Here is a 22397-nt window from a genome sequence, read left to right on the forward strand (position 1 = left end):
TTATATACTGAACTAAAATTACTATAGTTAATACATTTTAGGGGATATTCAATATTCATTGATAACTATCTTTTAAGATATTTCATACTTAAAGATCTTACTTAGTTAACGCTAGGTAAGGTCTTTTTTACTTTTTAAATAATTTTAGAAAGTGGTGTGTAAACAGAAATCATTGCAATATAAAATCACACGTGTTAAGTTAGTTAGACAACAAAGTATCTTGATTATCAAGATAAAAGGAGGTGCACTTTTGAAAGAAAATAATAAAGATGAAATAACTAATTCTGATGAAGAATTAGTTTCTCTGGTGAGAGGTTTAGGAACACGCATTGTATTATATCAACAACGTGTTTCTGAATTATTGAAAGTTTACAGTCATGACTTTACTTCGATAGATTTATTACGAGAGACTGGGCCTATCACAGCAGGCGAGTTGGCTAATAAAGTAGGATTAACAACTGGAAGTGTTACTTCATTAGTAGATAGATTAGAAAAAGTAGGCTACGTGAGAAGAGAAAGGCATCCTGAAGATCGCCGTAAAGTTATTATCGTTCCACAATATGAACAAAAAGTTGAAGTTCAAGAGGTTTTTTCAGATTTAAATAAGAATTTGCTAGGATTAAGCTCTAACTATAATGAACAAGAATTAGAAACAATTAAAAGTTTTTTAGGGGGATTTACAGAGTTATTAGAAACTCAAATTCAGAATTCAAAAGAAGAGAAAGAGGTAAAAAAATGAAACTTAATCATATAAATATAGCAGTTAAAGATGTTGTGACGACAAAGGAATTTTTAGAAAAATATTTTGGTTTAAAATGTATTGCTTCCGCTGGAAATATGTTTGCAGCATTAAATGACGATGATGGTTTATTATTCAATTTAATAAAAGATGAAAATGCAAGTTATCCAGATACGTTCCATATAGGCTTTCCACAGGAAGATGAAGAAAGTGTAGACAGAATATATGAGACACTCAAAGAAGACGGTTTTGAAGTGTGGGAACCAGCTTTAGCACATGGTTCATATACATTTTACTTTAAGTCACCAGGAGAATTTACAATTGAAATATACACTCAAGCAGAAGAAAAAACAAAAACAGTAGTACATCCATATTTTGATGATTATTCAAACAAAGATAAATAATATACTTTATTTTAATATTTAAAACCCTGTACATTAGGGTTTCTTTTTTTACTTTTATAAATTATTTAGTTAATCAAAATATGAATAATATATCTTTTTTACAATTTTATATTGTAGAATTCTAAATTAATAGTATAATTGATAAAGATTCTCAATAAAGGAGTGTAAAAATTGAAAAGATATTTATTTTTATTTATGGCATGTTTAGTATTCTTGTTAGCTGCGTGTGGCAATAATGATAGTAAAGATTCCAAAGATAGTAGTGATAGTAAGGAAGTTACATATACTGACCAAGATGGTAATAAAATTAAGGTTCCTAATAAACCTAAAAGAATTGTAGATTTAACTGCTAGTTATGGTAATTTTAAAAAATTAGGTGTTGAACCTATAGCAATTACTAATGTATATCCTGATTCAAAGTTCTTAAAACAAGATGATATTAAAAAGGTAGATCCTGAAGATCCTGAAGCTGTTGCTAAATTGAAGCCTGATTTAATTATTGCATATGCTGAGAATAAAAATATAAATAAATTGAAAAAAATAGCACCAACTGTATCGTTTAGAGTTAAGGATTTAACTTATAAAGATATGCATGAAGATATTGGCAAGTTAGTTGGTAAAGAAGATGATGCAAAACAACAGATTAAAGATTTAGATAAGAAAATGAAAGATGATGGTAAGGAAGTTAAAGAGAAACTAGGGGAAGATAATACTTATACGATTATGGATATCCAACCTAAACTTATGTATTTGTTCGGCCCTGGATTTGGTAGAGGTAGTGATGTCATATATAATGGTTATGGCTTGAAACAAGATTCAGATGCTAAGAAAGATATTCCTAAGGAAAGATACATGGAAGTTTCACAAGAAGATTTCCAAAAGTACACTGGCGATTACCTATTAGTGCCGACTCAAGATGGCAAAGCTCCTAATAATGCATTTACTAAGAGTAACGTTTGGAAAAATACTGACGCAATTAAAAATGACCATGTCATTTATTACTCAATTAATGAATTCTTGTATTCAGATCCTATTTCTTTAGAAAAACAATCTGATTTCTTTAAGAAAGAACTTTTAAATAAATAATGAATAAAAAGTCTGGGACATAAATCCTAACTCAAAATAACATCTCATTTCACTGTTTATTCAGTTAGAAATGAGATGTTATTTTTATATAATCTTCCATTTTGTTCGTGCAGGCTTGACTTAATAGAAATAAATATAAGAAAAAGAGCTATGGACATAAAACCTTAGCTCTTTTTTTGGATTGATCAAAAAGCAAGAGTTGATATTGTTGTTGGATTAAGCGTTATATAAATCCAAGTAGTGGCTCCTTATTAGATTTAGTACCTCATTAATCCAATTAACCATACTCTTATTGGATTTACTCCTACAGTAATCCAAGTACACACACCTTTATTGGACTTTCTGCTTCATTAATCCAACTACACATACTTTTATTGGATTTACTCCTACAATAATCCAAGTACACATACTTTATTGGATTTACTCCAACAATAATCCAAGTACACATATTCTTATTGGATTAACGATGACAATAATCCAATTAACCATACTTTTATTGGATTTTCTACCTCATTAATCCAACTACACACGTTTTTATTGGATTTACTCCTACAATAATCCAAGTACCCACACCTTTATTGGATTTTCTGCTTCATTAATACAACTACACACACTCTTATTGGATTTACCCCGTCATTAATCCAACTAATAATAGTATTTTAGGTTTTTTAGGACATTTATGACTAAGGCTCGTTTGTTATATTGGCAGTAGCTGACCGGATTGAAAATGTGCTTATACAAAGCTTTTTATAATTCTAGTCATCCTTGTCGAGGTGGGACTATGAAATCTTTAAAAAAGAATTATGCACCTCTCTCTTTATATATTAATATAATTAATAATTTTTAATGAAATTGTAAAAATAGGTGTTATTCGATTAATATAATTATAAAAGATATATTGATATTATAAAATGTATTTTATTGTATAATCATAAAAATTTATGGCATACATTTTTAATTGTTAATTTATAGGTTTTGTGGTAAAAATGAAGATGAGATAGTGGGATATACCATTAACTTAAATAAACAGCGTGATAGTGATGCGTTTTTTTGGAGGAAGTATGAAATTAGCTTGGTTAATAGATACTACAACTTATATTGATGATAATGTTGATAGCAAAGATGTGTTTGTTGTTTCTTTATCAACAATTATCGATGGAAAACCATATAAAGATACGGAATTTGAAAGTTCAAATGTATTTTTTGAAATGTTAAAAGAAAATGGGAATGGTGCAAAAACTGCTCAACCAACGCCACAAGATTTTATTGAAACATACCAACATATTCAAGAAGAAGGTTATACGCATGTTATAGCAATACATCCTTCTAGCGCTTTATCTGGTACTTATAATTCTTCGTTATCTACTGCACAGACATTCCCGATGGAAATACATGTAATCGATAGCGGCACGGGAAGTTTTCCACAGAAAGATTTATTAGAACAGGGTAGAAAACTTGCTGAAGACGGGTGTTCATTTGATGAAATTGTTAATCAATTAGAATCTTATAAAGACTCAAGTGAACTATATTTATTGCCTAGAAATTTACAGCAGTTAAAAAATAGTGGTCGCGTAACAAATAGTAAATATTTATTAAGTAGTTTATTGAATATTAAACTTTTATTGAAACTTGAACATGGGAAAATCGATTTAGAAGTTAAGTCTCGAGGTATGAAGAAGATAGAAGCTTATTTAGTGCGTCATATTGATGAAGCAATCGCTAAAGGTGTTGAAAGAATTGGTGTATTGCATGCTGGTAATGAAAAAGAAGCACATATTTGGAAAGAGCGTATTCTTACATTGAATAGAAATATTCAAGTATCAGTTGAACCTCTTGTACCAGTGGCAAGTGTACACACGGGATATGAAACAATAGCAATTGGATGGATTAACACAAACAAGTAAATAAATATTTTAAAAGTTGAGAATATTTTCTCAACTTTTTTATTTTGAGAAATATTAAATATACTCTTGTTTTAATTTTGTAAAAGTACTATCATAGATAAATCTGATTAAAATAATATGATTAAGGAGTGACTATAAATGAAAAAATATCCTTTAGCGATTTGGATATTAAGTTTAGGAGCTTTTGCAATTGGTATGACAGAGTTTGTAATTATGGGACTTTTACCAAACATTGCGAGAGACTTAAATGTTTCTGTATCTGATGCGGGTCAACTTATTACAGGGTATGCTCTGAGTGTAGCAATTGGTGGACCAATTATCGTACTAGCAACTTATAAATTACCTAGAAAGAACTTGCTTATTTTATTAATGGCTATATTTATAATAGGTAATGGTATTGGTAGTTTCGCCCCTAACTATGGTTCACTTATGATTAGTAGGGTTATAGCTGCTTTAGCTCATGGGTCATTCTTTGGAATAGGATCATTATTCGCAGCAAATATGGTAGCACCTCATAAAAGAGCAAGTGCTATGGCTTTAATGTTTATGGGATTAACATTAAGTAATATTATCGGTGTACCATTCGGGACATTTATTGGTCAATTATTAGGCTGGAAAATGACATTTGTTGTTATAAGTGTTTTAGGCTTATTTACACTTATAGGGATTATCAAATATGTTCCAAATCAAGAAGAAACACAACCAATTTCGATTAAGAATGAATTGAATGTGTTAAAAGATTTAAAATTATGGCTAACTTTAGGTGTGACACTATTTGGATTTAGTAGTGTATTTGCTTACTTCACTTACATTTCACAAATATTGATTAATGTTTCTAATATTGAAGAACGTTGGATATCATTTGTTTTAATTATCTTTGGTGTAGGGGTTACATTAGGTAATATTATTGGTGGAAGATTGGCAGATTGGAACTTAAACAAAGCCTTACAAATTATATTCGTTATATTTCCTATCTATATATTCTTAATGTATTACATTCAAAACTATAGCGTGCTAATGGTAGTAGGAATATTTGTATTTGGTTTGATTGGATTTAGTATGAGTCCGTCATTACAATTTAAGAGTACAATTGTCTCTCAAGATGCTCCGATGCTAGCAAGTACGTTAAACCAATCAGCGTTTAATATCGGGAATGCATTAGGTGCAGCTATTGGTGGTGTAGTTGTGAGCCAATTAGGAACAGAAAATTTAGCATTAGTTGCGCCGTTCCTAACAATTATTGGTTTAATATTCTTAATATTAGAGCAAGCATTATCTAAAAAAAGAGCTTTAAAAACTGCATAATTTTTTATTGGGAGTCTAGGACATAAATAATTGTCCCAGACTTTCTTTTTGTATTGGCAGTAGTTGACAGAGATACTATGTTGCACGTGGGGCTTGTCATGCAACATTCATGTTTTTATCCATACATATTTAAGCTTTTTTTATGTGTTACCACTAATTTATAGGTATAATATATATTGTTGTAAGGAGGTCAAATAACAAATGAGACATTGGATTGAGGAACGTGTAATTAAAACACCTCATAAAATAGCGATTCAGCAAGGAGAAAACATTTTAACTTATAAAGAATTATTAAAAGATGCAAAAAAATATGCGCAATTTTTGAATGAGTTAAATCTTGAAAGATTAGCTTTATATATTAAAAATGATATCCATCATGCTGCACTTATTATAGGTGCATGGTTGGAAAATGTTGAGCTTGTTATGATCAATACGAAATTAACTGCTAAAGAAATTGAAAACCAATTAAACTGCATAGATGTTCAAACAATTTTAAGTTATCAAGATTTAAAAATAAATCAAAAAGTAATCAATATAAATGATATTGAAGGGCGAAACGAAGTATATGAAATTAAGCCATTTAATATAAATAAAATTGCCACAATTATGTTCACTTCTGGCACAACAGGACCTGCTAAAGCTGTTCCTCAAACATTTAACAATCATTATTATAGTGCACTTGGTTGTAAAGAAAGCTTAGGTTTTGGTGAATCAACTCGGTGGCTTTCAGTGTTACCTATTTATCATATATCAGGCCTAAGTGTATTGATTAGAAGTTTAATCTTTGGTTTTACGATAATCATTGAACCGAAATTTGAGACAAATCGTGTAATGAATCTTATAAAAAACAATAATATAACTCATATATCACTCGTACCTCAAACTTTGCAATGGTTAATGGAATCAAATTTAGACCAACCATACAATTTAGAAAAAATATTATTAGGAGGGGCAAAATTATCTCCTTCACTTATTAAAGAGTCTTTAAGTAGATTGTTACCTATATATAATTCATTTGGTATGACAGAAACGTGTTCTCAATTCGTTACAGCAAGTCCTGATATGTTGAAAGAGGAACCAGAAACTGTAGGAAAAGTACCTTCAAATGTTAAGTTGAAAATTATAAATAGTAATGATCAAGGCCACGGGGAAGTAGCTGTATTGGGTGAAAATGTAATGAATGGTTATTTAACATCTAATAATCCTGAAGAAGATTTTATAAATGGATATTTTAAAACGGGGGATATTGGTTCTATTAATGACGAAGGATTTATTTTTATTTATGATCGGAGAAAAGATTTAATCATAAGTGGTGGCGAAAATATATATCCATTTGAAATTGAACATGTTGTGTTAAACCATATAGACATCATTAATTGTGTAGCCGTTCCGGTAGAAGATGAAAAATGGGGGCAAGTTCCTGCACTTGTATATGAATCATCTAAACAAATTAAAGATGTGGAATTGATCAACTTGTTAAATAATCATTTAGCCAAGTATAAACATCCTAAACATTTTTATAAAATTAAAGAAATTCCAAGAACTTCGACGGGCAAGTTATCTAGACATAAAGTAAAGGCGTGGGTAGATTATGTTAGGAAATGAAATGAACTTTTATACGTTTACTGCTGAATTTAAGATTCCCATTAAAACACCTTTAATTGAACTTGATAGTAGGGAAGTATTAGTAGTTGAATGGAAAGATTATGAAGGAAATACTTTTTACGGTGAATGTAATGCTTTTTCTACTAATTGGTACCATTACGAGACGATACAATCTGTTCAAAATATTTTAACCATATGGTATGAAAATAATAAATACAACCAACTTGATAGTTATGATAAAGCTAGTTTGTCATTAGAGTCTTTAAACGACTATCCCAATGCAAGAAGCGTCATGTCTATGATATTCTTTCAAAAATTTCATAAGTTACAAGAGATAGAAGTAGATTATGGTGCAACAATTAGTGGGAACCTTCAAGAATATTTTAAAAGCTACAACGGTCGATTGCCATCGCGCATCAAAGTAAAATGGAATGATAATATAAAAGAGGATATGAAATATTTGAAGATGAATTATCCTGAAGTTAAAAGAGCAATCGATGCGAATGGTGTTTTAAATACAGATATTATAAAAGTGCTAAATAGTTTTTATGATGAAAATTTTATTTATATAGAACAACCATTTAAAGAACTTAAACAATACAAAGAAGTAACTAATAAATTAGAAATACCTGTTTTTATTGATGAGTCTGCTACAAGTTTAGAAATGATACAAAAGTTTCGAGAATCAAACGTAATTGATGGTGTTGTTATTAAACCATCAAGAGTAGGTGGAATAGACAAAGCTTTAGAAATTATACAATATTGTAAAGAAAATCAATTGAAAGTCGTTATAGGTGGTATGTATGAATTTGGTTTAAGTAGTTATTTCACAGCATATTTGGCACAATATAGTGATTTACCAAGTGATATAACGCCAAGTGATTATTATTTTGAAGATGACTTTGTCTATACATCTTCAAAGTTAATAAATCAAAGCTTGTTATATTCACCGCCTGTTGTTATATATAATAAATTAAAAAAAATTAAGTCTGAGATGTAGAAAGGTCTCAGACTTAATTAGTATTTTTACAGCAGCTAACTGGACTTATAATATATAAATATTAATGTTTATGGTCTTTTTTAGGTGGTACTGGATCAAAACCGCCTGGGTGAAATGGATGGCACTTTAGTATTCTTTTAATAGCCAACCAAGTTCCTTTGAGAACGCCGTATTCGGAAATTGCTTCTATAGCGTAATTAGAACATGTCGGATGAAAGCGACATGTTGGAGGCGTAAGAGGCGAAATATATCTTTGATATAATCGAATTAGCTTAATAAATAATTTTTTCATTGCTAAGCTCCTATTTATATTGATTGTTTGTTAAATTTTTATATGGCTTCACATCTGTGCTGTTAAATTTATAGAAATCTGTCGTTTGTTTCATGTGGATTTTAATATTCTCATTTTTAATTTTTCCAGTAGCTTCTATGTCAAATGTAAGCTGTTTAGGCAAGCTTTTATTCTTTTGGAATGATAATTTAAAGTTACCTTTTTTAATTTTTAAATCACTTATATTACTTAATGAATTTTGGTCAATTAAAGGTGATTGGCTATAACCAAAATCATATAAGTATTTCATAACTTTACCTGTACCTTCGTAAGACAATGTTCTATCTTCTAAATTGATATCATCTTCAATAGGTTTTAGTAAACTTTGGTTAAATGTTGTTAAATCAAACCAATCTTGACCAAGTTTTTGATAATAATCAACTTCTGCATTTTGTGTATGATAATTTAAGTAATTAGATTTAGGTGAAGATTTGAGTTTGTTTGAGTCAACATATATACTTTTGTTCATCGTTTTAAATGCTTTACTATTACTTTCTTGTTCGATATTGAAAGCTAGCTTATCGTGGTGATTAGTACGACCGTGCGATTCTTGATTCAATTTTACCTTTTTATCTTGATAATCAACCGTCGTTACATTTTTAGAATGAATTGAATGAGTATCAATTTTCTTAATGTTTTTCTGGAAAGATTCAATAGCATCTGAGCTATCTTTATAATTATTTTGACCTTGTTGACTACAACTTGCTAGAATAAGAGTAATTGTCATAACAAGGGTTGTAAAAATTAACTTTTTCAATAGTTTCTACCTTTCTAATAAAATATATATACAGTTTATCATAATCAATGAAAGAGGTCGTGTATCATGCGTTATAAAGATCCAAATGGATTGTTTGTTGATCTACAATTTAAAGAACAAATAGAAGCCCAACATGCAAAGCATGTATTAGCGATACCTATATATAACAATCAAATTGTTCTAACACACCATAAAATAAGAGGTATAGAGTTACCTGGTGGAAAAGTTGAAAAAAATGAAAAGAATAAAGAAGCAGTTATTCGAGAATTATACGAAGAAACGGGCGCTAAAGCTAAGTGTGCCATGTTTATTGCCTCATATATCGTCCATGATAAAATTCCATTTGATAAAGATGTATATATTGTTAATGTTGAAGAAATATTCGAAAAAAATGATTATTTAGAGACGTATGGTCCTATAATTGTAGATAATATAAATGAAGTCAACGAAGAAGATAAAAGTTTTTTACTTAAAGATAAAGCAATATTAACATGTTTAGAAAGGGTGTATGAACTTGGATTTCTTAAATAGAAAAAGAATGCCTATATTTTTTAACAATCATTGCACTGAAGAAGTTACTTATTCAGTAGATGACTTAAAAGTGAGAGGCTTGCTCATGACTCCCCATGCCAAAGTGAAACGCATTGTTGTTTATTTAAGAGGTGGTAAGGGTCAAGTAGGTAGAGTTCGACCAGGTAGAATGGCTCAATTTAAAAATCCAAATACACTTGTTTTTGCACCATATTATCGAGGAAGTAACGGTAGCGAAGGAAGAGATGAGTTTTGTGGTGATGATTTAAATGATGTTATTACCGGCATTAATATTTTAAAATCAAAATATCCAGAAGCACCTATTCATATGATAGGTTTTTCAAGAGGTGGAATACAAGGTCTGCTTACGTATCAAAAAGTAAAAGCATCTAGTTATATTATATGGGGCGGGGTAACAGATATGCTTATGATGTATAAAGAACGTGTTGATTTGAGAGGAATGCTGCGTCGTATGGTAGGTCACCCCAAGAAGCAACCGGAAGCTTATGAAAGGCGTGATGCCCTTAAAATGATTCATGAAGACAGCCCGCCTATATTAATTATTCATGGAGATGAGGATGCTCAAGTAGGAATAGAAATGGCTTACCACTTAGAACAACATTTAATAAAAGAAACCGTCTTTCACAAAACGATTTATAAACAAGGGGAAGGTCACGTTTTTAGACCTCAAACAGAAAAAGAAACTTTAATCGAACTACAAAATTGGATGAATTTATGTGAACAAAAAACTGAGCCATAAATAAATGGGCTCAGTTTTTTGTTCTAATATAAGATTAAATTCGATTATAATTAAATCCGCCTTCTTCTTGAATGTGTTCAGAGGCTTCACCGAATTTAGAGAAATTCTCTTTAAAGTCCTTTGCAAGTTGTTTAGCTTTTTCATCATACGCTTCTTGAGATACCCAAGTATTACGAGGATATAAAATTTCTGAAGGTACGCCAGCTACATGTTTAGGAATATTAAAACCGAATATTTCATCTTGAATAAATTCGGAGTTTTTAATTTCTCCGCTTATTGCACGTCTTATCATAGAACGAGTATATTTTAATTCCATTCTAGAACCAACACCATATTCTCCGCCAGTCCATCCTGTATTTACTAAGTAAACGTCTACGCCATGTTCATCAATTAATTTACCGAGTAACTCAGCATATTCTGTTGCATGTAATGGTAAGAACGGTGAACCGAAGCATGTTGAAAACACTGGTTGAGGGCTCGTTACGCCTCTTTCTGTACCAGCTAATTTAGAAGTGAAACCACTTAAGAAATGATACATAGCTTGAGATTTATCAAGTTTTGAAATAGGTGGTAACACACCAAATGCGTCAGCTGTTAAGAAAATAATAGTATTTGGATGACCTGCAATTGACGGTTGTACGATATTATCAATGAAGTCAATTGGATATGCAGCTCGTGTGTTTTCAGTTAATGTTGTGTCGTCATAATCAACCGTACCATCTTTTTGCACACCAACATTCTCTAAGACTGTACCGTAACGAATAGCATCATATATTTGAGGTTCTTTTTCTTGGCTTAAACTTACAGTTTTAGCATAACAGCCACCTTCAATATTAAATACGCCATTTTCGTTCCAACCATGTTCATCATCACCAATTAATTTTCTGTTTGGATCAGCTGATAAAGTTGTTTTTCCTGTTCCAGATAGACCAAAGAATAAAGCAACGTCATTATTGTATCCAACATTTGCAGAACAGTGCATGCTCATGATACCTTTTTTAGGAAGAAGGTAATTCATAACTGAAAAAATACCTTTTTTCATTTCTCCAGCATATTCTGTTCCGCCAATTATAATTACACGATGTTTAAAAGAAGTAATAATAAATGTTTCAGAGTTTGTTCCATCTTTTTCAGGGTCTGCTTTGAAACCAGGGGCACTTATTATTGTGAAATTAGGATTGATATTTAAAGCCTCTTCTTTTGTTTCAGGGCGGATAAACATATTTTGTGCAAATAAATTATGCCAAGGTAGTTCGTTTATAACACGTAAATCTAAACGAGTAGATTCATCGGCACCCGCATATCCGTTGAAGACATAAAGTTGTGATTTTTGGTTTAAATAGTCAATAACTTGATCATATAAATTTAAAAAACTGTGTTCAGAAATAGGCTGGTTTATAGAACCCCAATCTATATCTTGTTCCGTGTCCTCTTCTTTAACAATAAATTTGTCTTTAGGTGAGCGACCTGTGTATTTACCAGTTTCCATTCTAATAGCTCCGGATTCAGTTAACACACCTTCACCTGATTCTAAAATGTGTTTGTACAACTCAGATCTAGAAAGTTGTTTTAAAGTTGTTTCTTTGCTAAGAAGATTAGTTAATTCGATTGATTCTGTAATTGACTGTATTGCCATAAATGACTACCCCCATGTCTAAAAATTATTTTGTAAGCATTTTCATGGAATTAGTATAACACATTGAGATAAATAGTCTATACTAATAAACGAATTTATTGTTAAAAGTTTATGACAAAATATTTATTTCGTGTTTCATTGACATAATTCTAAAACTTTAGTATTATCATTTCTGACGGATTCTCTTATCCTGAGTGGTGGAGGGACATGGACCCAATGAAACCCAGCAACCTCTTTCTAAATGAAAGGAAGGTGCCAAACCGTTTGCAGACCAATATTGTCTGAACGATAAGAGCGAATGGACACGAGTGTGCCTTCTCTCTATTGTTTTATAGAGAGAAGGCACTTTTTATTTGCACTGAGGAAGAGACCGTACAACATAATCTAAAGGAGATTTTTTATGTCAAAAAACAGAAGACTCTTCACATCCGAATCAGTAACAGAAGGACATCCTGATAAAATTGCCGACCAAATATCTGATGCAATTTTAGATGAATTACTAAAAGGTGATCCAAAAGCGAGAGTCGCTTGTGAAACAACTGTAACTACAGGTATGGCTTTAATTTCAGGAGAAATATCAACTTCAACATACGTAGATATTCCGAAAGTAGTAAGAGAGACTGTAAAAGATATAGGGTATACTAGAGCGAAGTATGGTTATGATTTCCAAACAATGGCAATACTAACAGCTATCGATGAACAATCACCTGATATTGCTCAAGGTGTTGATTGTGCTTTAGAAGATAGAGATGATTTAACAGATAGTGAAATTGAGTCTATCGGTGCTGGAGACCAAGGCTTAATGTTTGGTTATGCTACAAATGAAACTGAAACATATATGCCGTTACCAGTATATCTAGCTCATCAGTTGTCAAAAAGATTAACTGATGTACGTAAAGATGGCACTTTAGAATATTTACGTCCAGATGGAAAGACACAAGTAACAATAGAATACGACGAAAATGATAAACCTTTAAGAGTAGATACTATTGTTGTTTCTTCACAACATCATGAAAAAATAGAATTAGAAAAAATTCAACAAGATATTAAAGATCATGTTATATATCCAATCGTTCCTAAGGAATTATTAGATGATCAAACAAAATTCTTTATTAATCCTACTGGAAGATTTGTTATTGGTGGGCCACAAGGAGACGCAGGTTTAACAGGTAGAAAAATCATCGTTGATACATATGGTGGTTATGCTAGACACGGTGGAGGTTGCTTCAGTGGTAAAGACCCAACTAAAGTTGATAGATCTGGTGCTTATGCGGCTCGTTATGTAGCTAAAAATATCGTAGCTAGCGGCCTAGCTGATAAATGTGAAGTTCAACTTGCTTACGCAATTGGAGTAGCACAACCTGTTTCAATTGCAGTTGACACTGCTGGTACTGGTAAAGTTGAAGAAAATGTACTAGTAGAAAAAATAAGAGAATTATTTGATTTAAGACCAGCGGGTATTATTCAAATGCTAAACTTAAGACAACCAATATATAAAAAGACTGCAGCATACGGTCATTTTGGTAGAACTGATGTAGAATTACCATGGGAACAATTAGATAAAGTAGAATTATTAAAAGATTTAGTAAATAAATAAACCTAAAAGTAAAATCAGTATCAAAAAAGAGTCTCATCATTAGTTATATGATCTAGTGGTGAGATTCTTTTTATATATATTCTTAGATATCTGAGAATTTTAATTTACTAATAAAGTGTTTATTAACTATAGAAATGTACGATGTATTTAAAAAATCAAAAAATAATACTTAAATTAGAGAAGAATATTGAAGATATATACTGAATTTATTTATAATATTTACTATAATAGATGTAATACATAAGAAAGGGAGCGATCAGCAAATATGAGTCAATTAGAACCGATTCATTATGGATTAATCGCAGCTGTCGTTATTGCGATAATATTTATCATATTGTTCTTTGTTTCATTAAAACAAAGAAAGAATTCTTTGGCGAAAGTTCAGGAACAACATAAGAAGCAAAATGAGTCACTTAAATCTGAACACAAAGAAAAATTGGACCATGAACGAGTAGAAAACAAAAAGGTTCTATCTAAACAAAAAGAAGAGTATCAAGTTGAAATTTCTCAAAAAGAAAGAGAAATTGACTCATTAAAAATATTTTCAAAAAATGAAGGAGAATATATAACTGATAGACATTTATTAGATCTCCGTGATCAACTTGTTAATGAACGAAGAATAAGACCTGAAGATATGCATATAATGGCAAATATCTTTTTACCTAAAGATCCTTTAGGTAAGGTACATCAAATCGATCATATTGTTTTAACGAGAACTGGTATTTATGTTATTGACTCTAATTTGGTAAACGGCCATATATATCATGGTATAACTGAACAGCAATTTAGTGAGTTCCCTGTACTTGGGCAAGTGTTTGAAACATTGGATTTAAATCCTAAAAAAGAACAAACTTTACTCCTTGAAAAACAAGCTAGTAAAAAATCAGCTGCATTTCATGATTATACTGATAAAGTTAAAGAAGTGGACGAAACATCTGAAGAATTACAAAGACAACTCGAACTTAAATATACGCCAACACCAATCATCTATTTCCATCCTGATGAAGTGGATGAAGCCACAATTAGTAATTACTCACAAGATCCAAATATTAAAGTGCTTGTTGGTGAACAACAATTACAACATTTCTTCAATAAATTTGTATTCCATGGAAGATTCCAATACAGTGTTGAAGATCTAGAAAGAATAATGGACGAGTTAGAAAAGTTTAATCCTTAAGCAGAAAACGCTACAATAATAGTAGCGTTTTCTTTTTTTATAAATAATATGAAAAGGTGGTTGTGAAAATGAGTGAGAAACAATTTGATGTTAGAAATCCTGCTACGGAAGAAATTATTGAAACTTTGAACAATAATAGTGAAGAAGAGATTAACGAAATGATTGAAAATGCTCATCATGCTTTTCAAAAATTTAAAAAAACAACAGCTCACGAAAGAAGTGCACTTCTATATAAATGGCGTGAGCTCATTTTAGAACAAGAAGAAGAAATTGCGTTAATTATGACTAAAGAAAGTGGTAAACCATTAAAAGAATCAAAAGGTGAAGTAAAGTATGCTACAGATTACATTTTATGGTTTGCTGAAGAAGCTAAAAGAACTTATGGCAGAGCAATACCAGAGCATGTAGATAATAAAAGATTAATCGTTACTAGAGCACCGGTGGGTGTTGTCGCAAGTATTACACCATGGAATTTCCCAGCAGCAATGATGACAAGAAAAGCAGCGCCAGCTCTAGCAGCAGGATGTACATTTATTTGTAAACCTGCACAAGATACACCATTAACAACAATGAAATTTGTAGATTTAGCTCATGAAGCTGGTTTTGATAAAGATGTTATACAATACGTTAATGGTTCAGGTAAAGACGTTGGTAAAATCTTTACAAGCCATGAATTAATTTCTAAAATCACTTACACTGGTTCTACACCAGTAGGTAAACAATTAATGGAGCAATCTAGTTCAACTCTTAAAAAAGTTACGTTAGAATTAGGAGGGCACGCACCTTTAATTGTTCATGAAGATGCTGATATAGAAAAAGCCGTACAAGGTACAATAGCATCTAAGTTTAGAAATGCTGGTCAAACTTGCGTATGTGCTAATAGAATATATGTACATGAATCTATTAAAGATAAATTTGAATCTTCATTAAAATCTGAAGTGAACAAATTGAAAGTAGGTAACGGGCAAAATGAATCTACTGACATTGGTCCTGTAATCAATAGTGATGGATTTGAGAAAATAAAATCACATATTGATGATGCAACTAGTAAAGGTGCCCGTGTAGTAACTGGAGGAGATAGTTATAAAGATGGTGGTTATTTTGTAGAGCCAACTATTCTATCTGAAGTTACTGATGATATGAAAATTATGTTTGAAGAAACATTTGGACCAGTTATACCAATTCAAACATATAGCTCATTAGAAGAAGTAATCAAGAAGGCGAATGATACACCATTTGGTTTAGCAGCATATTTCTTTACAGAAAATTATGCAACTGGCATAGAATTATATGAAAACTTAAATTATGGTGTGATTGGTTGGAATGATGGAGGTCCAAGTGCTACACATATCCCGTTCGGTGGTATGAAAGAAAGTGGTTTTGGCCGAGAAGGCGGTTCAGAAGGTATTGAGCCATATCTAGAAACAAAAGTAGCTTCAATACTATTATAAAGATAAAACCAGGAGGAAATAACATGACACAGAAACAAGTTGAATTTTACAATGGTAATACAATACCAGCACTAGGATTAGGAACGTTTAGAGTTGAAAACAATGATGAATGTAGAGAAGCGGTTAAACATGCTATAGAAAGTGGTTACCGTCATATAGATACAGCACAAACTTACAAAAATGAAGAAAAAGTAGGCCAAGGTATTAAAGAAGGTTTAGAATCAGCAGGCTTAAATAGAGAAGATTTATTTATAACTACTAAATTATGGATGACGGATTACGGTATGGAAAATGTCCAAAATGCATATGAAGCTTCATTACAAAGACTTGGGCTAGACTATGTAGATTTATATCTGATTCATTGGCCTGGAGACGATAAAGAATTAATTGCTGAAACGTGGAAAGCAATGGAAGCTTTATATAACGATGGAAAAATTAAAAATATAGGTGTGAGTAATTTTAATGTTTCACATTTAGAAAGTTTGTTACAAGAAGCATCTATTAAACCAGTGATTAATCAAATTGAATGCCATCCATATCTAACTCAAAAAGACTTAAGAACATACTTAAAAGCACAAAAAATTGTAGCTCAATCATGGTCTCCATTAATGAATGGACAAATTTTAGAAGATGAAACAGTTAAAGAGATAGCAGAAGAAATAGGTAAAACACCGGCTCAAGTTATCATTAGATGGAATATTGACGAAGATATAGTTGTGATACCTAAATCAGTAACACCATCAAGAATTGAAGAGAATTTAAATGTTTTTGATTTTGAATTAAATGAAGATCAATTGTCACGATTAAATAATTTAAATAAAGACGAAAGAATTGGACCTGACCCAGAGAAATTTACTGGTAAATAAGGTGAATAAGTAAAATATAAATAAAATTCTCCTAATCCGTTAGATTTTAAAATTTAGGATTGGGAGAATTTTTTCGAATTTTTAAGTGTATGAATGCCTAAGTATAGGTGTTATTACTTTAAAAAACTTTGAAATTTGTTAAATGATATAGCCTAAATAACAAGCAGTTAATGATAATATAACCGTTAATGCTATATATAATATCATTTGTTTATATGATTTTAATAAGTAACGTTCATATACTTCAAGTATATGTGTTGAAAAAGTTGTGTAACCTCCACAAAAACCGATAGCTAATATCGAATAAATATGTGAACTTTCTGCTATATATTGTGCACAAAGACCAATAATAAAGCTTCCAACAACATTAACGATTAATGTAGCAAAGGGGAAACTTTGCGTGAAAAATTTACTGATAATTTGATTTGTCATATGTCTAAGTACTGCTCCTACACCAGAGCCTATCATTATTAAAATTAATATCATTTTTCCTCTGTCCCTTTCTTATATCCGAGAGCAACAAATATAAATCCTAAGATAATACTTATAGTTACATAAGTAAAAGCTAATATAAATTGTCCGCTTTTTAACAAGTGTATTGTTTCTAAACTTAGACTAGAATACGTAGTGAGCGCACCTAAGAAACCAGTTGTTATCATTTTCTGTATATAAGGGTGTTTTTTAAAATATTTTATAAAATAAGTAGAGCAAATACCCATAAGAAGAGCACCCATTAGATTTACTGATAAAGTCGAGAAGGGGAAGGTATTACTTGAAATAATAAAACTTGAAAGATAGCGTAATCCACCTCCAATTGCACCACCTATAAATATTACGACATAAATCATAAAAAAACCTCCAAAATAAAAAGGAGCGGGACAGAAATCTTATTTTTCAAAAAAGATTTCGTAGTACCGCCCCGGTAAGGGTGACTAGGAGTAAAAAAAGCTTGATATAACCGCATTTTTCATTCCAGTCAGTTACTGTCAATATCATGACAGAGGTTGAGACATTGATAATATCCTAACCTTAAATTATACCAAAGAATTTCACTATAACGACAATGTGGTAAATAATAACTACAAATAATAAAATTGGTAAAAATTTACTGATTTTCGCAATAATTTTATGCTTTTCAGTTTGATATTTAATTGACTTATCAGTTGTAATAACAGCAATAAGTAATAGAATACCGTTTAAAATACTGCTGATTAATACAAGTGATACTAGAGATCCAAACCATGATTCTATGAGAGGATTCTGTGCACTTAAAAATAAACTAATAATCATGAGTACAACTGATATATAAAAATAGCGTTTAGCTTTATCCATGATGGCCTCCAAAATTTCCATATAATCGCTTATGTTATCATAAATGTTAATTCAATGCATCTAATAACTTTAATACTTCTTCAAAATCATCCATCTTTTTACAGTGGCTTGGAAGAATAAATAACTTTTTGTTACTGCTATGCTTAAAATCAATTAATTTCATATGGGTTTCTATAAAACGCTCGCCATTGTATGATTGTTTAAGTAATCGTTTTGTAGGAAGTTCATTTTTGTCTAAATTTGAACGACACCATGCAGCGTCACTACACATGAATATATTTAAATCTTGAAATTTCATCATTAAGCCAAATTGACCAGGCATTGCTCCAGGTAAATAATAACTGATTAGTGAATCATTATTAAAAATTTTAAATCCTTTACCAAGAACAGAATCATCAACTTTCGAAAAATTTTCTATAAACTCTATACGATCTTTAAAGTCATCAGGCATAACATGGAAACTCAATTGTAGGCTATTGTTTGAAACTTGTTGTGTTATGAAATCATGATAAGCTTCATGAGAAGTGATAATCGTAGCGTTTTTAAAAGCATTTAAATATCCAATGTGGTGACTAGCGAAATTTGTAATAATACAGTAATCAATTTGATCAGGATGAATATGCTCTTTCATAAGTTGGCTTGGCAACGTTTCAAAAACTTTATAATCTTGTCTATGAAAAAGTTTTAAAGTTTTTAAATCGGTGCTAGGCTTAACGCGTTCTGAAAAACCAGTATTGATTAAAATTTTAAAATCGTTAATTTCTAAATAATAAGAAAAGATATAATAGCGTTCGACTAAACTTTTCTTTCTATTATTTATGATGGCTTCGTCTCCTAGAAAGGAGCCCGTTGAATATAGCTTGAAGTGTTTAATTATTTCATGCTTGTCAATCATCGTAACTCACCGCCTAGTTAATCCATATTTTAAATATATAAATCATATTTATAATTAAACTTATACTTATGTATATTATGACATAAAACTATTGAAATTACATTTAAGGAAGCTTAACAAATGTTATATAAATCAAATAATTTAGTAAGCGATTGCAAATTGTGGTACGATAATGTTACATAAATTGAAAGGAATGAATAGCATGAGTAATCTAAAAGTACAAGTATTTGCTGATGGTGCAGACATCGAAGAAATGAAGCAAGCATACCAAAATAATGAAGTAGATGGTTTTACTACAAATCCTAGTTTAATGAAAAAAGCAGGCGTTACTGACTATAAAACATTTGCTGAAGAAGCAGTTAAAGCAATCCCAGACGCTTCAATTTCATTTGAAGTATTTGCGGATGATATAGAAACTATGGAAAAAGAAGCGGAAATTTTAAAACAATACGGTGAAAATGTATTCGTAAAAATTCCTGTCGTTAATACTAAAGGTGAATCGATGATTTCACTTATTAAAAAACTGTCAGAGAATGACGTGAAAGTAAACGTTACGGCAGTATATACAATAGAACAAGTAAAAGAAATTGTTGAAGTGATTAAACCGGGGGTTGAAACATACGTATCTGTATTTGCAGGACGTATTGCTGATACTGGTGTAGATCCACTTCCTTTAATGAAAGAAGCAGAAAAAGTTTGTCATAGCAAAGAAGGCGTGAAATTGTTATGGGCAAGCTGTAGAGAATTATTTAATGTCGTTCAAGCAGATGAAATTGGTGTTGATATTATTACATGTCCAAAAGATGTAGTGGCTAAGGTTCCTAACATTGGAAGAGATGTAAATGAATTATCAGTAGATACAGTTAAAGGTTTCGCTAAAGATATTAAAGCAAGTGGTTTAAGCATTTTATAATTAATATTGTGAAGTTATAAAAAAGGAGTTTGGTACATAATATACCAAGCTCCTTTTTACTGAAATAAATATTAAATTATAGGTAGACCTAAACTAGAATTAACCCACTAAATTAATATTATTTTACGATAGCTAATTCATTAACTTGTCTGTTGTTTTGTTATATAATCATATTTCAATGACAAAAATGGAGTGGACAATATGGCAAACAACTTAAGACTAGCTCAAAAGGGTGCATATATTAGTATTGTTATGTATATCATTCTTTCAATTATAAAATATATAGTAGGTACCAGTTATCATTCTTCTGCTTTAAGAGCAGATAGTTTAAACAACTTAACGGATATTTTCGTTTCAGTGGCTGTATTAGTAGGATTAAAAATATCTATAAAGCCAGCAGATAAGAATCATCCGTATGGACATATGAAGACTGAGAATATCACAACTTTAATCGTTTCATTTATAATCATGTTCGTAGGTATTCAAGTTATATCATCTAATATACCTATACTTTTCACTGGAGAGTACGGTCAACCTAGCACTTTAACAATATGGGTCAGTTTCATCAGTGGTATTGTCATGCTTCTCGTATATAAATTTAATGATTCGTTATCAAAGAAAACAAAGAGTACATCTTTAAAATCTGCATCTAAAGATAACTTATCCGATGCATTAGTCAGTATTGGTACTGGTATAGGTCTAATATTCACACAAATTGGATTTCCTATAGTGGATATTGTCTTAGCAGTTATTTTAGGTGTGATTATTGTGTTTACTGGTTTTTCAATATTTAAAGAATCTATATTTACACTTAGTGACGGATTTCACGAAAAAGATTTAAACAATTATAGTGAGGATATATCTAAAATACCTGGTGTAATAGATGTTCCATCGATTAAAGGCCGATACCACGGAAATAGTGTGTTTTTAGATGTTACAATTGTTGTAGATAAAAAACTTTCTTTAGACGAAGCTCACGATATATGTGACTTAGTTGAAAAAGAATTACAAAAATCAGGGGTATATTCGTCTTATGTTCACCCTGAACCTAATTTATAAAAAACTTATCGAGTCTGGGACATAAATATGTCTCAGACTCGTTTTGCCAATGTTTAAAATTGTTGCTATTATAGCAACAATTAAATCATGTTTCATTTTAGACTTTTCTCGTGAAGATTTACAAAAGTGCTTTATTTTTGGTTCAACTTTTGTGGTGCACTTCATAAAGGTATGGTTAGTTGGATTATTGTCATAGAAAATCCAATAAAGGAGTGTGTATTTGGATTAATGAGATAGAAAATCCAATAACTATATCAACTCTTGCTTTTTGATCAGTCCCATCCAAAAACGAACTAAGGAATTATGTTCCCAGCTCTTTCATTACATTGGCAATTGTTGATTGGATTGAAAATATTTTTCAATTCTAGTCTTACTCTCTATTTGTTTATATTAAATGTATAATGTAAAATGATGTTTCATTAATAGAAAGGAACGATAATATGACTGAAAAAGAGAAAATGATAAGAGGGGACTTATATTTACCGAGTGACAATGAATTAATAGAAGATAGAAAAAAAGCACGCGAATTAACATATGAGTTTAACCAATTACCGATTAAAGAAAAAGACAAAAGAAAAAAAGTACTACAAATATTATTAGGTGGTTATAAAGAAAACTTTGAAATTAATCCACTATTTAATGTTGATTATGGATATAATATTTTTATAGGAGAAAACTTTTATTCTAACTACAACTGTACAATGTTAGATGTTTCTACAATACATATCGGTGATAATTGTATGTTTGGTCCTAATGTTGGATTATACACAGCGACACACCCAATTGATCCAGGTGAAAGAAATTCCGGATTAGAATTTGCTAAACCGATAGTAATTGGTGATAATGTTTGGATTGGCGGTAGCGTTGTTGTTAATCCTGGGGTCACTATCGGTGATAATGTAGTAATTGCCTCTGGAGCAGTAGTGATTAAAGACGTTCCTTCTAATAAAGTAGTCGGAGGAAATCCAGCTAAGATAATCAAAAGTATAGATTGATTCTTGTGTTATTTACTATAAATTAAAACTAATTCATAATAATAATCATATTAA

The 22397-nt window shown here is 30.8% G+C and carries 23 protein-coding genes and 1 riboswitch; of the genes, 16 read left to right on the top strand and 7 right to left on the bottom strand.

Translation table 11 applies throughout. From position 1 onward, the window contains the following. Nucleotides 1-250: 250 nt before the first annotated feature. The 7 genes from CD135_RS12105 (at nt 251) to menC (ending at nt 8043) form a co-directional block, all read left to right on the top strand. Nucleotides 251-739: a MarR family winged helix-turn-helix transcriptional regulator gene (locus tag CD135_RS12105; RefSeq protein WP_064211352.1), complete on the top strand. Its 489-nt coding sequence runs from the start codon at nt 251-253 to the stop codon at nt 737-739. After that, a complete protein-coding gene (locus tag CD135_RS12110; protein ID WP_103269540.1) occupies nt 736-1143 on the top strand; it encodes a VOC family protein in 408 nt (135 codons plus the stop codon). The genes CD135_RS12105 and CD135_RS12110 overlap by 4 nt, the downstream gene beginning before the upstream one ends. Nucleotides 1144-1314: 171 nt before the next feature. Then, the gene (locus CD135_RS12115; protein ID WP_082892529.1) at nt 1315-2229 is read left to right on the top strand and encodes an ABC transporter substrate-binding protein; all 915 of its coding nucleotides are present in this window, start codon (nt 1315-1317) and stop codon (nt 2227-2229) included. Nucleotides 2230-3290: 1061 nt separating this feature from the next. After that, complete coding sequence (locus CD135_RS12120; RefSeq protein ID WP_017001057.1) at nt 3291-4133, top strand: DegV family protein; 843 nt, start codon at nt 3291-3293, stop codon at nt 4131-4133. A gap of 138 nt (nt 4134-4271) precedes the next feature. Next, a complete protein-coding gene (locus CD135_RS12125) occupies nt 4272-5438 on the top strand; it encodes an MFS transporter (RefSeq protein WP_064205394.1) in 1167 nt (388 codons plus the stop codon). Nucleotides 5439-5639: 201 nt separating this feature from the next. Beyond that, nucleotides 5640-7043 carry an o-succinylbenzoate--CoA ligase gene (menE, locus tag CD135_RS12130; RefSeq protein ID WP_103269541.1) on the top strand — a complete coding sequence of 468 codons (1404 nt, stop codon included), beginning with the start codon at nt 5640-5642 and terminating at the stop codon, nt 7041-7043. After that, entirely contained in the window at nt 7030-8043 is a 1014-nt protein-coding gene (gene menC / locus CD135_RS12135; protein ID WP_103269542.1) for an o-succinylbenzoate synthase, read from the top strand. Before menE ends, menC begins: the two co-directional genes overlap by 14 nt. Before the next feature lie 61 nt (nt 8044-8104). Here menC and yidD read toward each other — a convergent pair whose 3' ends face one another. Continuing rightward, on the bottom strand, nt 8105-8335 hold the full coding sequence (gene yidD, locus CD135_RS12140) for a membrane protein insertion efficiency factor YidD (protein ID WP_064205391.1): 231 nt from the start codon (nt 8333-8335) through the stop codon (nt 8105-8107). A gap of 10 nt (nt 8336-8345) precedes the next feature. After that, nucleotides 8346-9131 carry a hypothetical protein gene (locus CD135_RS12145; RefSeq protein WP_103269543.1) on the bottom strand — a complete coding sequence of 262 codons (786 nt, stop codon included), beginning with the start codon at nt 9129-9131 and terminating at the stop codon, nt 8346-8348. A gap of 66 nt (nt 9132-9197) precedes the next feature. Between CD135_RS12145 and ytkD the strand changes: the two genes are divergently transcribed. Together ytkD and CD135_RS12155 are read left to right on the top strand one after the other, a co-directional pair. Continuing rightward, nucleotides 9198-9662 carry an RNA deprotection pyrophosphohydrolase gene (gene ytkD, locus CD135_RS12150; protein WP_103269544.1) on the top strand — a complete coding sequence of 155 codons (465 nt, stop codon included), beginning with the start codon at nt 9198-9200 and terminating at the stop codon, nt 9660-9662. Beyond that, nucleotides 9646-10422 (top strand): alpha/beta hydrolase family protein, encoded by a 777-nt coding sequence (locus CD135_RS12155; protein ID WP_103269545.1) that lies wholly within the window; start codon nt 9646-9648, stop codon nt 10420-10422. Before ytkD ends, CD135_RS12155 begins: the two co-directional genes overlap by 17 nt. Nucleotides 10423-10456: 34 nt before the next feature. On the opposite strand, the gene pckA is transcribed toward CD135_RS12155, so the two are convergent. Further along, nucleotides 10457-12058 carry a phosphoenolpyruvate carboxykinase (ATP) gene (gene pckA / locus CD135_RS12160; protein WP_103269546.1) on the bottom strand — a complete coding sequence of 534 codons (1602 nt, stop codon included), beginning with the start codon at nt 12056-12058 and terminating at the stop codon, nt 10457-10459. Nucleotides 12059-12240: 182 nt separating this feature from the next. Next, nucleotides 12241-12353: riboswitch (SAM riboswitch) on the top strand. A 105-nt stretch (nt 12354-12458) separates the two neighbouring features. Between pckA and metK the strand changes: the two genes are divergently transcribed. The 4 genes from metK (at nt 12459) to CD135_RS12180 (ending at nt 17149) form a co-directional block, all read left to right on the top strand. Next, nucleotides 12459-13655 (top strand): methionine adenosyltransferase, encoded by a 1197-nt coding sequence (metK, locus tag CD135_RS12165; protein ID WP_064205308.1) that lies wholly within the window; start codon nt 12459-12461, stop codon nt 13653-13655. 265 nt (nt 13656-13920) lie between these two features. After that, nucleotides 13921-14832 (top strand): nuclease-related domain-containing protein, encoded by a 912-nt coding sequence (locus CD135_RS12170; RefSeq protein WP_103269547.1) that lies wholly within the window; start codon nt 13921-13923, stop codon nt 14830-14832. Between the two features lie 68 nt (nt 14833-14900). After that, nucleotides 14901-16283 carry an NAD-dependent succinate-semialdehyde dehydrogenase gene (locus tag CD135_RS12175; RefSeq protein ID WP_103269548.1) on the top strand — a complete coding sequence of 461 codons (1383 nt, stop codon included), beginning with the start codon at nt 14901-14903 and terminating at the stop codon, nt 16281-16283. Between the two features lie 23 nt (nt 16284-16306). Then, entirely contained in the window at nt 16307-17149 is an 843-nt protein-coding gene (locus CD135_RS12180) for an aldo/keto reductase (RefSeq protein ID WP_017001137.1), read from the top strand. A gap of 138 nt (nt 17150-17287) precedes the next feature. On the opposite strand, the gene crcB (CD135_RS12185) is transcribed toward CD135_RS12180, so the two are convergent. The 4 genes from crcB (CD135_RS12185) to CD135_RS12200 form a co-directional block, all read right to left on the bottom strand. Next, nucleotides 17288-17635 carry a fluoride efflux transporter CrcB gene (gene crcB, locus CD135_RS12185; RefSeq protein WP_017001138.1) on the bottom strand — a complete coding sequence of 116 codons (348 nt, stop codon included), beginning with the start codon at nt 17633-17635 and terminating at the stop codon, nt 17288-17290. Beyond that, nucleotides 17632-17997, bottom strand: a complete 366-nt coding sequence (gene crcB, locus CD135_RS12190) for a fluoride efflux transporter CrcB (RefSeq protein ID WP_017001139.1) — start codon at nt 17995-17997, stop codon at nt 17632-17634. Before crcB (CD135_RS12190) ends, crcB (CD135_RS12185) begins: the two co-directional genes overlap by 4 nt. A gap of 181 nt (nt 17998-18178) precedes the next feature. Then, nucleotides 18179-18481 carry a hypothetical protein gene (locus tag CD135_RS12195; RefSeq protein ID WP_103269549.1) on the bottom strand — a complete coding sequence of 101 codons (303 nt, stop codon included), beginning with the start codon at nt 18479-18481 and terminating at the stop codon, nt 18179-18181. Between the two features lie 46 nt (nt 18482-18527). After that, nucleotides 18528-19376, bottom strand: a complete 849-nt coding sequence (locus CD135_RS12200) for an MBL fold metallo-hydrolase (protein WP_103269550.1) — start codon at nt 19374-19376, stop codon at nt 18528-18530. A gap of 202 nt (nt 19377-19578) precedes the next feature. Between CD135_RS12200 and CD135_RS12205 the strand changes: the two genes are divergently transcribed. The 3 genes from CD135_RS12205 to CD135_RS12215 all read left to right on the top strand — a co-directional run bounded on the left by CD135_RS12205 (nt 19579) and on the right by CD135_RS12215 (nt 22343). Then, nucleotides 19579-20289, top strand: coding sequence for a transaldolase (locus CD135_RS12205; RefSeq protein ID WP_017001142.1), 711 nt, complete (start codon nt 19579-19581; stop codon nt 20287-20289). A gap of 201 nt (nt 20290-20490) precedes the next feature. Then, nucleotides 20491-21348, top strand: coding sequence for a cation diffusion facilitator family transporter (locus CD135_RS12210; RefSeq protein WP_017001143.1), 858 nt, complete (start codon nt 20491-20493; stop codon nt 21346-21348). A gap of 440 nt (nt 21349-21788) precedes the next feature. Further along, nucleotides 21789-22343 carry a sugar O-acetyltransferase gene (locus CD135_RS12215; RefSeq protein WP_064205315.1) on the top strand — a complete coding sequence of 185 codons (555 nt, stop codon included), beginning with the start codon at nt 21789-21791 and terminating at the stop codon, nt 22341-22343. The last annotated feature ends 54 nt before the right edge of the window (nt 22344-22397 follow it).

It is taken from the genome of Mammaliicoccus lentus, from assembly GCF_002902755.1.
In the GTDB taxonomy this organism is placed as follows: Bacteria; Bacillota; Bacilli; order Staphylococcales; family Staphylococcaceae; genus Mammaliicoccus; species Mammaliicoccus lentus.